The sequence below is a fragment of the Enterococcus sp. DIV1758 genome (genome assembly GCF_051711985.1).
Lineage (GTDB): Bacteria > Bacillota > Bacilli > Lactobacillales > Enterococcaceae > Enterococcus > Enterococcus faecalis.
Window position 1 is genome coordinate 436,892 of sequence record NZ_JBIOOA010000001.1, and the last position, 13,293, is coordinate 450,184.

A 13,293-nucleotide genomic window follows, 5' to 3' on the forward strand; every position below is an offset into this window, starting at 1 on the left:
TTTAAATGCCAAACTGGGCAGAGGGAACGCTTAAAATTAGAGGGAAAAAAGAGAATGTAATCAGATTTTTGAAAGAGGGAATAATTGCTGCACCTAATTTTAAAATGACTGAAGATGGACCAGTCACAGTCCCACAAAAAGTCGATATTTCAGAAGATGATTATTCAACGACATTGTACAGTGAGAACGAATTCTACGTCAACAATACTAGACGTGCTTTCATAGATCGAAAAGAGATAGAGGTATTGCACGAAGAACTCGATGAAGCATTAGTAGAGATATTAGGCTTTAAACAGGCTTGGGGTGTAATTAAAGAAGATTTTGAAGGAATTTCAAAGAAATATAATATCGATATTAAAATTTTTGTTTTCGAGATGGGTATGGAGTTCACACAAGAAGTTGAAGTCATAGAAGGAGAAACTACTAAAAATATTGTGAAAGAATACGATGACTACTTTTGGGAAGTTCCATTTTCGTCAATTGGGGGGTAAGTGAATTGGCTGAAATTAGCTGGATAAAATTAAGTACTAGTTTACCTGATAATAAGAAAATTAAACGAATACGCAAATTGCCAGATGGCGATCGAGTAATTTTGTTTTGGGTATTTTTACTAGCTCGTGCTGGTGAAAGCAACCAAAAAGGCGGATTGTTTTTAACTGATACTTTGCCCTATTCAGATGAAGATTTAGCAGCTGATTTTGATTTCACAGTTGAGTTTGTAAAGTTTGCCATTTTAACTTTAGAAAAATACAGCATGGTAACAACCTATGAAGATGTAATTTTCATTAAGAATTGGGAAGAATATCAGGCCATTGATGGTATGGAAAAAGTCAAAGAGCAAAATCGCATTAGACAAGCGAAATACCGAGAAAAGCAAAAGCAACTGTCATTAAGTAACGTTACTAGTAACGTTACACGTAACGCTGATGTAACGCTGAGTAACGGAACAGATAAAGATATAGATAAAGAAATAGATAAAGATAAAGATAAAAAGAATAGGTCAAAAACATCTTGTAAATATTCTGACGAACATTTACGTCTTGCTGAAAAGTTAAAAAATAATTTAATCAATGATTTTCCAAGTGAAATGAAAAGAGTGAAGATTGAAAAATGGGCTGATACGTTCAGGTTAATTGAAAAACGAGATCAACAAACTATTGCAGCAATTGACTATGTTCTTGATTGGTTACCGACAAATTCTTTCTGGTTTGGAAACATCAGAAGTGCTTCTAAGCTAAGAACTCAGTTTGAAAAACTAAAATTTGAAATCAAGAGTGAAATAAAACGTAGCCAACGTCAAACCATGAGGGTTGAAAATTTACCAGAATGGGCAAAAGAACCAAATAAACAGCAAGAAGAAAAGTTATCGCCAGAAGAGCAAGCTGAATTTGATAGACAAATAAAAGAGTACATGGAGGGGAAATAGTGAATGACAAAGTACCCAACACAAGAATCAAAAAACAAAAGAAAAGCTCATGTGCAATTCATGAGTACAGAGGCAATGAAGAATATTTATGAACTCGGTTATCCCTTTGAATACTTCGAAGATAGTTGCCAATTCGCGATTGAAACGCCTATAGGCGTCATTGATTACTTCGGGATAAATGGCGCTTGGGTTGTCCGCAAAGGACAAGACCGAGGGGAAAGTATACGAAAATTGAAGCAGTACATTAAAAATAGAGTAGGTGATCACGTGGAAAAAGTAAAAGTAGTGAAATGCGCTGGGTATTTGGATAAAGACGGGAACATCACTAATCAAATTAAGCAGGCGATGCATTTTACAGACGATGAATTAGCGAATCTTACTGCAGAAGTGGCAGGTGGAAAGGTCGTAAATGTTGTAATTCCACCAGAAAAACCAAAACAATTACTTGCAAAAGTGAAAGAAGAATCAATTCAAGAAAAATCTAAGAAGAAAACCAAGAGCAATCAATCTTGGATGACAAAGAAATAATTGTTTGTTTTTACGGCGTAATTTAACGACAGTTAGATTTAATAATTGGTTTAGGGTAATTAATCATAAATGATTTAAAACGCCTTAAATAGAAAAATAAAGCGGTAAAATTGTGAGGTAAAAAAATGAAATTAACTAGTGTGACATTTAAGCCGTCGGCTGAACGGTTTCCGCCAATTGTGGCAATAGATTTAGACCAATTAACACCAGATGAATACGTGACACTTAGAAATTTGGGGTATGACACGCAACTTTCTAAGCTTACAAAAAGGACCTTTGAAGAGTTGGAAGGCCATTTGGGAATTCGAGGAGACGTTGCAAAGAAAAATGGATTTTATGTATTAATCAAATAATTAAATTTAATGCGGAAGGAGTGTTAAATATGAAAATAGTAACAATTCGAATTTTTGTAAATAACGGAACGTTTATGATGACTACGTATGATACAGAAATAAACAAAGTGAGACTTGATGACTTAATTAACTTACTTAACGATGACGAATATAGAAATAAGCTTGTAAAAATTGGCGATGTTATTCTGAAACCCGAAACGGTTGAGAGAATAATTGTACTTTAAATAATCAGAAGGGAGTGGAGTTTGTGGCCACAGTAAAGAATTCTTTACTCCTTAAATGTATTGAGGAGGAAGCGGAATGAAATTTTACGAAATTAAAGAACCTTATTTTGCATTAATCGCTGCTGAAGATGAAAAACAATGTTTAAAACTTTACAAGGATATTGTTTGCGAAGTAGAAGACGAAAAAGAATTTTTCGATGATATGAAAACAATTGATAAATACGAAGCGTTTAAAATGCTTGCTAAAAGTCATACTGAAGAGGGTGACAAGACTGGCGCAGAAGAAGCTTTCAATCAGTTAGAAAATCTTGAAGAAAACGGCGAAGTATTATTGATTGACGGCGGCTTGATTTAGGAGGAATCAAAATGAAACTATATCGATATGAAAGTTCAAAAAATACTGGACATTGGACAGAAAGTAAAGGACAGGCAAACAAAGAATACGAAGAGGAAAAAGACTACCTAATGGCTGATGAGCCTGATGAAGATGAAACAGTAAAACTAGTATCGATTGAGATATCAGATGACTTGATAGATGAACTGGAAGATAAATCTCAAGAAGTGAAACAGGCCATATTAATGCCTGATCCAGATCGTTTAGAAGAAAACCCAAGAGAAGATGGCTATGACTTTGATTATTATGCTGCTTGGTCCGATGATATAGCGAAACGCAAGGAGGAAGGATAATGGGAGAAATTGCAGAAATGATGTTGGAAGGTGTCTTATGTGCAAGTTGTGGTGTATTCCTTGATGTATATGGGAATGGCTATCCTGAATATTGCGAGGATTGCCAAGAGCAAATAATCGAGGGGGAACGATGATGAAAAAAAGTGGTCTCAAAATCGGAGAAATTGAGTTCTCTGAAGTTCACTCAGGTGGTGAATCAAGCATTTTTTTCAGTGTTTTAGCTGGAGAGTTAGCGATATGTACAACGAATTCAGCAGATGAAAGTCAACATGATTTTACCATTCCTAAAAATGAGCGGGAAATTATTAAGAGAGTTATTGATATAAATTTGGCGTAGGAGGAACAGCGATGAATAAACAAGAATTGATTGGTATTTTAGAAGGGTTAGAAGGTGATTCATTCATCGAAAAGTACAACGAAGGATATGATCAAGCAGTTCGTGACTGTTTGATTGCAGTAAAACAACTCGACGAACCGAAAAAAGTCTTTGTACCTCGATCGGTGGCTGAAATGATTGAAACTTACCGAGAAAAAGAAATCAGTTTAGCATATCTAATGAGATATTTTAAAAGCTGGCATAACAAAGTCTACAAAGGCACGATTGATAGCGAAGCTTTAAATTGGATTGTAAATAATTTAGAAGAGTTTTTAGATGCTTGGATTCATGGTTACGAAGTCGAAAAAGAACCAAGGTATGTAATAAGCGCTCCCAACAACAGTTTTTATAAACACTATTTAGCTAGATTTATAAATAATAATTTTGAGAAGCCTGTTTTTAGACATATTGGTGAAGAAGACCCACTATTTATTAAAGACAAAGCAAAAGCAGCCGTTATTGCTGATTGGGTGAAAGGTACGGTTGAGAAGTGGGAGGAAGAATAAATGATACCTAATTTCAGAATCGGATTTAAAAAAGGATGTGGCATTGCAATAATGATTCTTGTAGCAAAAGCAGCCGTGAGCTATTTCATATATGGCAATGACATAACAAGCAGTGACCTCGTTTATTTCCTTTCATGCTCGTTTATTTTTGGATTAGGGCTATATTTAGGAGGTTCCAGTGTATGAGTTATCCAGAAGTTTATATCTTAGGAAGGCAAGTCGATGGCGTTTATGTTGAGTATTCAGAGCCATATCTTTCAAAAAAAGAAGCTGAATTTGATAAGCATCACTATGAAATGGGCCAATTAATGTCACATGATGCTGGCTCTTGGAAAATTTTAAAGTATGGCAGACCAATTACACTGGAGGTGCAACATGGGTAAGAAAAAATCAAAAATTAAAAAGAAAAAGCGTCGCTTGCAAGAAAAGGCGATTGCAAACGGCACTCAAAATTCTAAAAAATAAAAAAGTCGGAATCGCTCCGACCAATGACATTAATATTATAACATAAAAGGAGCGATTTAACTTGATTCAATTGTTAAAAGAAGTTGATTTCAGTCAGACTAGAGCCAATGCGAGAGCCGTATTGAAGAATTTTAGACGTTTGGACCGAATAGCTGGTCGTTCCTTAGTAGATGTTCGGTCGCCAATCATTACAGACATGCCGAAAGGTATAAAGCATGGCAACAAAGCAGAAGATGCGTTGATCCAGATGCTTGACGTTGAGGCAGAACGTGATGCAATTTTAACGGCTTTGATGTCCTTAAGCATAATAAGTCGTCAAATTCTTCACTACAGTTTCTGTGTGCAGGACCATTACTCTAATTACAAGATTGCTAGAGAAGTTGGCTATTCCGAAAGAAGTATTCAACGCATGAAATCAGAAGCTTTGATTGAATTTGCTGAAGCTTATCGAAATGGGAAAATAATTGCCTATAAATAAAATTTTGGCGGTTTTTTGGCGGAAAGTTGGCGGTTTTTATACGAATTTGAGTGCTAATATAGTAATATCGAAAGTCAAAGAAATGGACACATTACACAACACTTTCTGGTTTAGTCTACCGTTTGCTTTGCCTTTCGATAGTCACTTGCAGACATATGTTCTCATAAAACAAAAAGCGAGGTGAAATTCCTCCCTTATTTTTCTACAAGTTTGCAAGTGACACAAATAGTTGCTAGGGACGCAGTAACTACCTGATTCATACTAGGCGAAGTTGGGCAGGTTACTCTATTCCAGCATATGACGATAAGAACATTAACCAGATCTCTGCGGCAGCTGCTTACGCACGAGAGCAATTCCTAAACTCATAGAGTAGCAGCTAGGTACGTTTAGGATAAACTTAATCAATTGTTTTTGCTGGTGTTTGATTGATCAGTCACTGTGGCGGAATAGGTAGACGCTAATTAACACAGTATAGCACAGGGGAAGATTCAGGCTAGTCTAGAACAAGTCGGGTAAACAACTGTAAGGCTAGATTCCTATAAATCCATTAGAAAATTGAAGCTGTATGTCCCTATCTCGAAGGTGCCGACTAACTAATGGAAGCGTGCATGTAAGGTGCAAATCCTTACCAGTGACATAATCATTTTAGCCGTGAAAGTCTGCGAAAGCTACGTCCTGATGGGAAAACATTCTGACGAGAGTGTGTAAAGGTTAATTTGATTTATTAGCAATTGCTAGAAGGTAGCTCCTTCTGGTATGGCGTGTAGCTCAATTGGTGAGAGCGGTTGATTTTTAATCAAGTACATGCAGGTTCGAATCCTGTCACGCCAATAGGTAGCATAGCTACTTAAATAAAAAATGTCGTCAATAAGTCAAATGTAACTACCTTTAAGATCAGACGACGGTTAAGATTTTCCCTCCTATCCCTAGACTGCACAATAAAAGTGCAGTCTTTTTTATAAAAGTACGTTTGATGCCTGGCAATGTATTTTTCATTGGGGTATCATGGGTTCAGTTAAGGAAACCGAACATTTAGGAGTGGATAACATGGAATTATTAATTAAATTTGGAAATTACAGTCTAGTAGAAACTGAAAATGGAATTGAAGCAATCAGTGATAAAAAAACATTGCCGGAAATCCAAATCAAATATTTTTACGGTGAATATTCTGCAGGCCGAGTGATTCCATTCAGTAGCCCGTTGAAAGTAAAAACTTATACACGTGCAATGATTAACGCTGCAGATGAAGCTGTTAAAGTATTTAATGAATATTTAGAAGAAACAGTTAACTGTTTTTAGGGAGCTAACGCTCCTTTTTTATTTATATTTTTTTAAGGAGCAAGAATATGCGTATTGAGAAAATGAAATTATCTGATTTAAAACCAGCCCCGTATAATCCTAGAATTGAATTGAAACCAGGTATGACGGAATACGAAAACTTAAAAAACTCTCTTTTAGAATTTGGTTTTGTTGACCCTCCTATTTTTAACCAACAAACAGGTTGTTTGGTAGGTGGACATCAACGAGTTGCTGTTGCGATAGATTTAGGATTTAAAGAAGTTGAGACTTCAATAGTTGATTTACCATTAAAAAAAGAAAAGATACTAAATATCGCTTTGAACAATCTTGAGGGTTCGTGGGATGAAGAAAAACTCACAGTATTGCTTGAAGACTTAGAAAGTGACGAATTGCTACTAACAGGTTTTAGTCAAAGCGAATTAGATGATTTACTATCAGGTTTAGATGAAATTGAGACATTAGCAGATAAAGTAAAAGCTAATCCAGTGAATTCAAATTTATTTGATTCTTTTTTGTTTCCGCCGTTTTCCTACCTAGATACAAAAACCAAAAGATGGTTAGATCGTAAAAAACAGTGGAAAGAATTGGGAATTAAGAGTGAACTTGGCCGAGAGGATAATTTAGTTTTTAGTGCTAACTTGCAAGCTCCAGGACTAGAAGGCACCTCTATTTTCGATCCAGTTCTTTGTGAATTAGGTTATCGCTGGTTTACCCCAAAAACAAAAAGCAATATTTTTGATCCATTCGCTGGTGGTTCTGTTCGTGGAATAGTAGCAAAAGTTCTTGGACATAATTATACAGGTATTGATTTAAGAGCAGAACAAGTAAGCGCAAATTATGCTAATGCTCGAGAAATTGGTTTGAGCGATATTAATTGGATTTGTGATGATAGCTTAGATATAGATGAACATATTGAAAATGAAAGCCAAGACTTGTTATTTACATGTCCGCCGTATGCAGACCTTGAAGTTTATTCAGACGATGAACGAGACATTAGTAATATGTCCTATGAAGAGTTTGCAGAAGCATATAGTGAAATTTTAAAACGTTCTGCTAGAAAACTAAAAGATAATCGCTTTGCTGTTGTTACTATTTCAGATGTTCGAGACAAAAAAGGCTTCTATAGAGATTTAACAGGATTAACTAAACAAGCTTTTTCTGAAGAAGGATTATTTTTCTATAATGACATGATTTTATTGAACACTGCTGGTTCTGCAGCATTAAGGGCTAGACAATCAATGAACAATAGAAAAGTAGTTAGAATTCACCAAAATGTCTTAGTGTTCTACAAAGGAAATCCTCAAAAAATTAGTAAGCATTTTGAAGCACTAGAAACATTAGATGATGAGCTAGAAACTGTACTGGAATCACTGGACGAATAAAAATCAATCGTTTATGCTCTGCAAGAGGTGATGGATTATGACAAATAAAGAACTAAAAAGAGTAGCAGAAAACGCTAGAAGCTTATACAGAAGTAACTTAATTACTAGGGAAGAAGCAAAAGAACGTATCGAACCATTTATTGAAGCTTACAACAAAAAATCAAAAGAAATTGCTAAGAAGTTTAATCAAAAACCAAAAACAATCTCTATTGTTTCCTTTTTACGATAAAAAAGAGACAAGTGCGCTAACACTTGCCTCAATCCACAGGATACGAATACCCCGAAGACACAGAAACCACACGCGCGTGCTTTAAACCCAGTTCTGTGTCTTTTAGCATTATATAATAGTGCGAGGTATTCTACAATGGAAACATTTGATTATGAAGTTCAACAAGCTTTAGAAAAGCAAAAGATTGCAGAAGAAAACAACAAGATTATCAGGGCTGCAAAGGCTCAATGGATAAGTAACTTTAAAGCAGGTCATATCAAATTGAACACAGTTAAAGACTTGAAAGACTTGATTGAAATAGAAAGTCATTTGAAAGAACTATGATTTTAAATATAGAAAACAAAACTCAATTAATAAGTATCGTGAGGTGGTGTTTTATGTCGCATGGATAAAAAGGAACAAGCAAAGAAATATTATGAGGATGGCTGGAAGTACAAAGACATTTCAGAAAAACTTTCTGTTCCTCTTAACACATTGAAGTCGTGGCGAAAGCGTGACAGTTGGCAAAGAGGGGGTGCAACCAAAGAGGTGCAACCTGCAAATAGGGGTGCACCCCAAGGTAATAAAAATGCCATAGGCAACAAAGGCAATAAGAATGCCTCTGCCCCTAAACAAAATAAAAACGCTGTAAAGACTGGTGAATTTGAAACTATATTCGCTGACTTACTTTCAGATGAAGAAAAGGACATCTATTCTACTATGAATGATGATCCTTTTTTTATTTTGAATGATGAGATTCGCTTATTAAAGGTACGGCAGTTTAGAATGATGAAACGTATCAAAGAAGCTGAAAAAGGACTAAATGATGAAGAAGTTGAACGCTTACAACAGCTAAGGAAAATTAAAACACCAGTTGAAAAAGACGGTAGAAAGCTAGAAATAAAACGTGAAGTTATGCAAGACGTTCAAGTAACTCGTAAAACATTTAGAAAGTTAGATGACATCTTAGCTATTGAAGATGCGTTGACTAGAATTAGCAATCAGTTAACAAAGGCTGTTAAGCAACAGAATGCCTTGCTAGCAAATGATGCCAAATTACAACTATTGAAAGTTCAAACTGAAAAAGTTAAAGCTAGTTTAGATGCTACAAATGGAGACATGGATATGCCAGTTTTTATTGATGATATATCAGGTGATGAATATGAGTAAAAAATTATCTGAATTTCTTCCTAAAGCATTTCATACTACTTGGAGGGTAGCATTAAACTCAAATATATTACATGTTGTTGAAAAAGGTGGCCGTGGGTCAGGTAAATCATCTGGCATAGCACACATAATCGTTCAATTGATTATGAGATATCCTGTAAATGCTGTGGCCATTAGATATGTTGATAATACGATTGAGCTATCTATTTTTGAACAGATTAAGTGGGCTATTGAAGAACAAGGCGTGTCTAAGTATTTTAAAGTAAATAAAAGTCCTATGAAAATCACCTATAAACCCAGGGGGAATTATATTGTTTTTCGTGGTGCACAGAATCCAGAAAGGATTAAGTCATTAAAAGATTCAAGATTTCCATTTGCTATAGCTTGGATTGAGGAATTAGCCGAGTTTAAAACTGAAGATGATGTAAAAACCATAACTAACTCATTGCTACGTGGTGAATTAGCAGATGGTCTTTTTTATAAATTTTTTTATTCGTACAATCCTCCTAAGCGACGACAATCATGGGTTAATAAGAAATATGAATCTAGCTTCCAACCTGAGAATACTTTTGTTCATCATTCAACATATAAGGATAATCCATTCATAGCTCAAGCATTTATTGAAGAAGTTAATGCCACGAGAGCTAAGAATCCGAAACGTGCTGAGTGGGAGTATGACGGCAAAGCTATTGGTTCAGGAGTTGTTCCGTTTGATAATTTACGAGTAATAAAAGGTTGTATTACTGATGAGATGGTAGCTAACTTTGATAATATCAGAAACGGTCTTGACTTCGGTTATGCTACTGATCCACTAGCATTTGTTAGATGGCATTATGATAAAAAGAAAAATGGAATCTATGCTATTGATGAGATATACGGTGTTAAAATTAGCAATCGGGAATTAGCTAAAAAAGTAAAAGCAAAAGGATATGAAGCTGATAGGATTGGTGCAGATTCGGCTGAACCAAAATCGATAGCTGAGCTTATTAATGAGCATTCCATAAAGAAACTATATGGAGTGAAAAAGGGACCTGATTCAGTTGAATATGGGGAAGGATGGCTTGATGATCTAGACTTCATTTGTATAGACCCTTTGAGAACACCAAACATAGCACATGAATTTGAAAACATTGATTATCAAACTGATAAAGATGGCAATCCTAAGCCAAGATTAGAAGATAAAGATAATCACACAATCGATGCTACGCGATATGCATTTAGCGATGATATGAGAAATATAAAAGTAAGCATTACGAATAAAGTTAAATTTGGATTTTAAGAGAGGTGATATTGTGTCAATAGTAGTTAATAGACAGATAGCTGGCGATTTGAATAAACCTTCAGCTGAACTTCTTAATTTTTGTATCAACAAACATGTGGAAGAATTATTAAGATTACAAAAACTATCAGATTATTATGATGGTAAACATGATATTTTAAAACGAACAAAAGAAAATGAAGGAGCACCTAATAATAAAGTTCTGATCAATCATGCAAAATATGTTGTTGATATGAATGTAGGCTTTATGGTAGGTAATCCAATTTCATATGTTGCAGAGTCAGATAAAAATATTGGGCCTATTTTAGAAGCTTACGATCGGGTAGATATAGTCTCTCATGATACTGAACTAGAGAAAGATTTGTCTACATTTGGCGTTGGATATGAGCTTGTATATTTGAAAAAGACTAAGGATAATGATGCCACACAGCTAGAAATCAAATGTATTGATCCAAGAGGTATCTTTTTAGTGACAGACGATACAGTAGACAAAAATCCTTTATTTGCCGTTCATTATCAGCCAGTGTTAACACTTCAAGGGGGGATAGATCATTATGTAATTAAGTACTATAACGACAACAGAGTGATAACCTATCATGCTAAATCAAGAGGATCTGGTGAGTACTTGTTTATAAATGCTAAACCACATTATTTTAAAGCAGTTCCGGTGATTGAATACCGAAACAACGAAGAGAAGCAAGGAGACTTTGAACAAGCTATATCATTAATTGACGCTTACAATCTACTGCAATCTGATCGATTAAATGATAAAGAAGCTTTTGTTGACGCAATTTTATTCATAAGAGGGTTTATGTTGGAAGATGGAGATGGTGAAAAGTTAGCAAAAGAAAAAATGCTTCAAACAGGTGCGTTGCCAAGTGAAGTAGATGCTGGTTATCTTACTAAAGAATTAAATGAAGACGGAGTGAATCTTTTAAGATCAGCAATTCTAGATGATATTCATAAGATTACGTATGTGCCAGATATGAATGATGAAAAGTTTTCAGGTAATGTTAGTGGAGAAGCGATGAAATATAAATTGTTTGGCTTGCTACAACTCATGTCTGTTAAATCAAGATACATGATTAAAGGTTTGAGGAAACGATTGGAACTATTTGAAACCATTCTAAAAGTTAAAGATAATTCTATTGATGCTCAAGGAACAAAAATCAAGCTTAAGCCTAATTTACCTGTCAATACTAGCGATATTATAAATCAAATCGTTAGCGCTTATCAAGCTGGCATCTTGCCCCTTAAAGTTCTTTTGGGATGGTTGCCTGATATAGACGATGTTGATGAGGTTCTAAAACAGCTTAATACTGAAAAAGAGAAAGCTATTGAGCTCAATCAGAAAGCGTTAGGTGTACAAGCTAAAGATAGCCATAGCGATTTAGATAAAGGTTCTGAGGAGGATAATTACGATGATTACAGCAATATTTAAAAAGGAAGATAATCAGTATGTAAGTTATTCCATTTCAGGACATGCAAACTTTGCCCCAAAAGGACAAGATATTATTTGTGCTGGTGTATCAGCTCTATATATAGCTGTGACTAATGTATTGATAAAGCAACATGCCGCAACGATTGATGTTGATGGATCTATTCAGTTAGGTATTATCAAAGATTCTCAGTATATAGTGACTGTTCTTTATGAAAACTTATGCGAAATAGCAAAAGAATATCCAAATCATATAGAAATAGTTAATCGTGATGAAAAATCAGGAGCTAATTAAATGGCTAAAAAAAAGAAACAGGACGAACAAACATACTGGCAATTACGAAATATTAAAGCGGAAAAAAGAATTAATGATGGGGCAAAAGCGCTAGAGGATAAATTAATAATAGCCTATCGTCAAGCACAATACTACTTGACTAAACAAACCCGAAAGCTCTTTGATAGGTCAAAAAAGCGTACAGGGTTAGATGAAAAAGAAGCAAGGAGATTGCTGAACGAAACTGTATCCCCTTCGGAACTTGTAAAGTTAAAGGTCTTGTCTGAACAAATAAGTAATACTACTCTACAAAAAGAAGCCAAGAAAAAGTTAACCAGTTTAGCATTTAAAAAACGAATAACTAAAGCTGAGGACTTAAAAGCCAAGTCTTTTTTAGTTTCTAAACAAATTGCTAATGTACAACTAGAAAAGCAAACAGAGTTCTATATCGATGTTATTCATGAATCCTATCGTGAAGCAACTGCTGAATCAGTTATTCGACAAGCTAAAGAAAATGCTAAGAACGGCCTTGTAATTGAAGTATGGAATAAAAAAGGTTATCAGTTTAAAGAGTTATCGACTAGATACACAAAAAACATCCTTGATAGTCATTGGCATGGATCAAATTATTCTAAACGCTTGTGGAGTGATACTGAAGCTTTAGCAACAAGGCTAGAAGCGTTGTTCACAGTTGAGTCAATGACAGGAATGTCAGAGTTTGAAATGGCTAAGACAATAGCTAGAGAGTTTGACCGATCTATTGGTGTTGCAAGGCGTTTGATTCGTACAGAAGCGAATTATATGTCAAATCAAGCGAAACTTAAAGCATGGCAAAATAGAGGCATAAAATACTATATGCTTGTCGCAGTTTTAGATTTGAAAACTTCTAAAATCTGTAAAAATAAAGATCATAAAGTCTATTTAGTTTCCAAAGCGGTTGTTAATGGGGCTAACGGAACATATCCTCCATTCCATCCCTGGTGTAGAACAATTGCCATTATCTATAGTAAAAGAATATTGAACCTTCCTAGGGAAGCTATAGATCCAATCAGTGGCGATACAATGCCTATCAGAGGTGCAACTACTTATAATGAATGGATGGATAAGCTTAAAGAAAAGTATCCAGAAGAAAAGATAGCCTTGCAAAAGAAAAAAATATTAGGGTTGTGATTTATTTGGATTTTAGAGAATTGAACCTCAGGT

Annotated in this window: 21 protein-coding genes and 1 tRNA gene; all 22 read left to right on the forward strand. The window is 35.0% G+C overall.

The window, feature by feature from the left end; translation table 11 throughout:
* Positions 1-5 precede the first annotated feature (5 nt).
* The 22 genes from IGJ52_RS02295 to IGJ52_RS02400 all read left to right on the forward strand — a co-directional run bounded on the left by IGJ52_RS02295 (position 6) and on the right by IGJ52_RS02400 (position 13,260).
* Positions 6-491, forward strand: coding sequence for a hypothetical protein (locus tag IGJ52_RS02295; RefSeq protein ID WP_233050386.1), 486 nt, complete (start codon positions 6-8; stop codon positions 489-491).
* Positions 492-496: 5 nt separating this feature from the next.
* Entirely contained in the window at positions 497-1,426 is a 930-nt protein-coding gene (locus IGJ52_RS02300) for a phage replisome organizer N-terminal domain-containing protein (protein ID WP_438791864.1), read from the forward strand.
* Between the two features lie 3 nt (positions 1,427-1,429).
* The gene (locus IGJ52_RS02305) at positions 1,430-1,954 is read left to right on the forward strand and encodes a hypothetical protein (RefSeq protein ID WP_438791865.1); all 525 of its coding nucleotides are present in this window, start codon (positions 1,430-1,432) and stop codon (positions 1,952-1,954) included.
* Between the two features lie 125 nt (positions 1,955-2,079).
* Positions 2,080-2,307, forward strand: a complete 228-nt coding sequence (locus IGJ52_RS02310; protein WP_016629882.1) for a hypothetical protein — start codon at positions 2,080-2,082, stop codon at positions 2,305-2,307.
* Between the two features lie 29 nt (positions 2,308-2,336).
* Positions 2,337-2,531 carry a hypothetical protein gene (locus IGJ52_RS02315; protein ID WP_074653936.1) on the forward strand — a complete coding sequence of 65 codons (195 nt, stop codon included), beginning with the start codon at positions 2,337-2,339 and terminating at the stop codon, positions 2,529-2,531.
* A 76-nt stretch (positions 2,532-2,607) separates the two neighbouring features.
* Positions 2,608-2,886, forward strand: a complete 279-nt coding sequence (locus IGJ52_RS02320) for a hypothetical protein (protein ID WP_413130251.1) — start codon at positions 2,608-2,610, stop codon at positions 2,884-2,886.
* Between the two features lie 11 nt (positions 2,887-2,897).
* Positions 2,898-3,218, forward strand: coding sequence for a DNA-directed RNA polymerase subunit delta (locus IGJ52_RS02325; protein ID WP_438791866.1), 321 nt, complete (start codon positions 2,898-2,900; stop codon positions 3,216-3,218).
* Positions 3,218-3,352 (forward strand): hypothetical protein, encoded by a 135-nt coding sequence (locus tag IGJ52_RS02330; RefSeq protein WP_258079978.1) that lies wholly within the window; start codon positions 3,218-3,220, stop codon positions 3,350-3,352. Before IGJ52_RS02325 ends, IGJ52_RS02330 begins: the two co-directional genes overlap by 1 nt.
* Positions 3,352-3,555 (forward strand): hypothetical protein, encoded by a 204-nt coding sequence (locus tag IGJ52_RS02335; RefSeq protein WP_438791867.1) that lies wholly within the window; start codon positions 3,352-3,354, stop codon positions 3,553-3,555. The genes IGJ52_RS02330 and IGJ52_RS02335 overlap by 1 nt, the downstream gene beginning before the upstream one ends.
* Before the next feature lie 11 nt (positions 3,556-3,566).
* Positions 3,567-4,100: a DUF1642 domain-containing protein gene (locus IGJ52_RS02340; RefSeq protein WP_438791868.1), complete on the forward strand. Its 534-nt coding sequence runs from the start codon at positions 3,567-3,569 to the stop codon at positions 4,098-4,100.
* 182 nt (positions 4,101-4,282) lie between these two features.
* Positions 4,283-4,483 carry a hypothetical protein gene (locus IGJ52_RS02345; RefSeq protein WP_016024382.1) on the forward strand — a complete coding sequence of 67 codons (201 nt, stop codon included), beginning with the start codon at positions 4,283-4,285 and terminating at the stop codon, positions 4,481-4,483.
* Positions 4,484-4,626: 143 nt separating this feature from the next.
* Positions 4,627-5,043, forward strand: coding sequence for an ArpU family phage packaging/lysis transcriptional regulator (locus IGJ52_RS02350; RefSeq protein WP_010824919.1), 417 nt, complete (start codon positions 4,627-4,629; stop codon positions 5,041-5,043).
* Between the two features lie 757 nt (positions 5,044-5,800).
* Positions 5,801-5,874: transfer RNA gene (locus IGJ52_RS02355), tRNA-Lys, on the forward strand.
* 216 nt (positions 5,875-6,090) lie between these two features.
* A complete protein-coding gene (locus tag IGJ52_RS02360; protein WP_228248901.1) occupies positions 6,091-6,342 on the forward strand; it encodes a hypothetical protein in 252 nt (83 codons plus the stop codon).
* Positions 6,343-6,389: 47 nt separating this feature from the next.
* Positions 6,390-7,724 (forward strand): DNA methyltransferase, encoded by a 1,335-nt coding sequence (locus IGJ52_RS02365; RefSeq protein WP_438791869.1) that lies wholly within the window; start codon positions 6,390-6,392, stop codon positions 7,722-7,724.
* A gap of 37 nt (positions 7,725-7,761) precedes the next feature.
* On the forward strand, positions 7,762-7,953 hold the full coding sequence (locus tag IGJ52_RS02370) for a hypothetical protein (protein ID WP_438791870.1): 192 nt from the start codon (positions 7,762-7,764) through the stop codon (positions 7,951-7,953).
* Between the two features lie 135 nt (positions 7,954-8,088).
* Complete coding sequence (locus IGJ52_RS02375; protein ID WP_002389167.1) at positions 8,089-8,277, forward strand: hypothetical protein; 189 nt, start codon at positions 8,089-8,091, stop codon at positions 8,275-8,277.
* Between the two features lie 60 nt (positions 8,278-8,337).
* The gene (gene terS / locus IGJ52_RS02380) at positions 8,338-9,102 is read left to right on the forward strand and encodes a phage terminase small subunit (RefSeq protein ID WP_438791871.1); all 765 of its coding nucleotides are present in this window, start codon (positions 8,338-8,340) and stop codon (positions 9,100-9,102) included.
* The gene (locus IGJ52_RS02385) at positions 9,074-10,378 is read left to right on the forward strand and encodes a PBSX family phage terminase large subunit (RefSeq protein WP_002406139.1); all 1,305 of its coding nucleotides are present in this window, start codon (positions 9,074-9,076) and stop codon (positions 10,376-10,378) included. Before terS ends, IGJ52_RS02385 begins: the two co-directional genes overlap by 29 nt.
* A 13-nt stretch (positions 10,379-10,391) precedes the next feature.
* The gene (locus IGJ52_RS02390) at positions 10,392-11,819 is read left to right on the forward strand and encodes a phage portal protein (protein ID WP_010815133.1); all 1,428 of its coding nucleotides are present in this window, start codon (positions 10,392-10,394) and stop codon (positions 11,817-11,819) included.
* Positions 11,800-12,111 carry a ribosomal-processing cysteine protease Prp gene (locus IGJ52_RS02395; protein WP_002406137.1) on the forward strand — a complete coding sequence of 104 codons (312 nt, stop codon included), beginning with the start codon at positions 11,800-11,802 and terminating at the stop codon, positions 12,109-12,111. Before IGJ52_RS02390 ends, IGJ52_RS02395 begins: the two co-directional genes overlap by 20 nt.
* Positions 12,112-13,260, forward strand: a complete 1,149-nt coding sequence (locus tag IGJ52_RS02400; RefSeq protein ID WP_010821544.1) for a minor capsid protein — start codon at positions 12,112-12,114, stop codon at positions 13,258-13,260.
* Positions 13,261-13,293 lie beyond the last annotated feature (33 nt).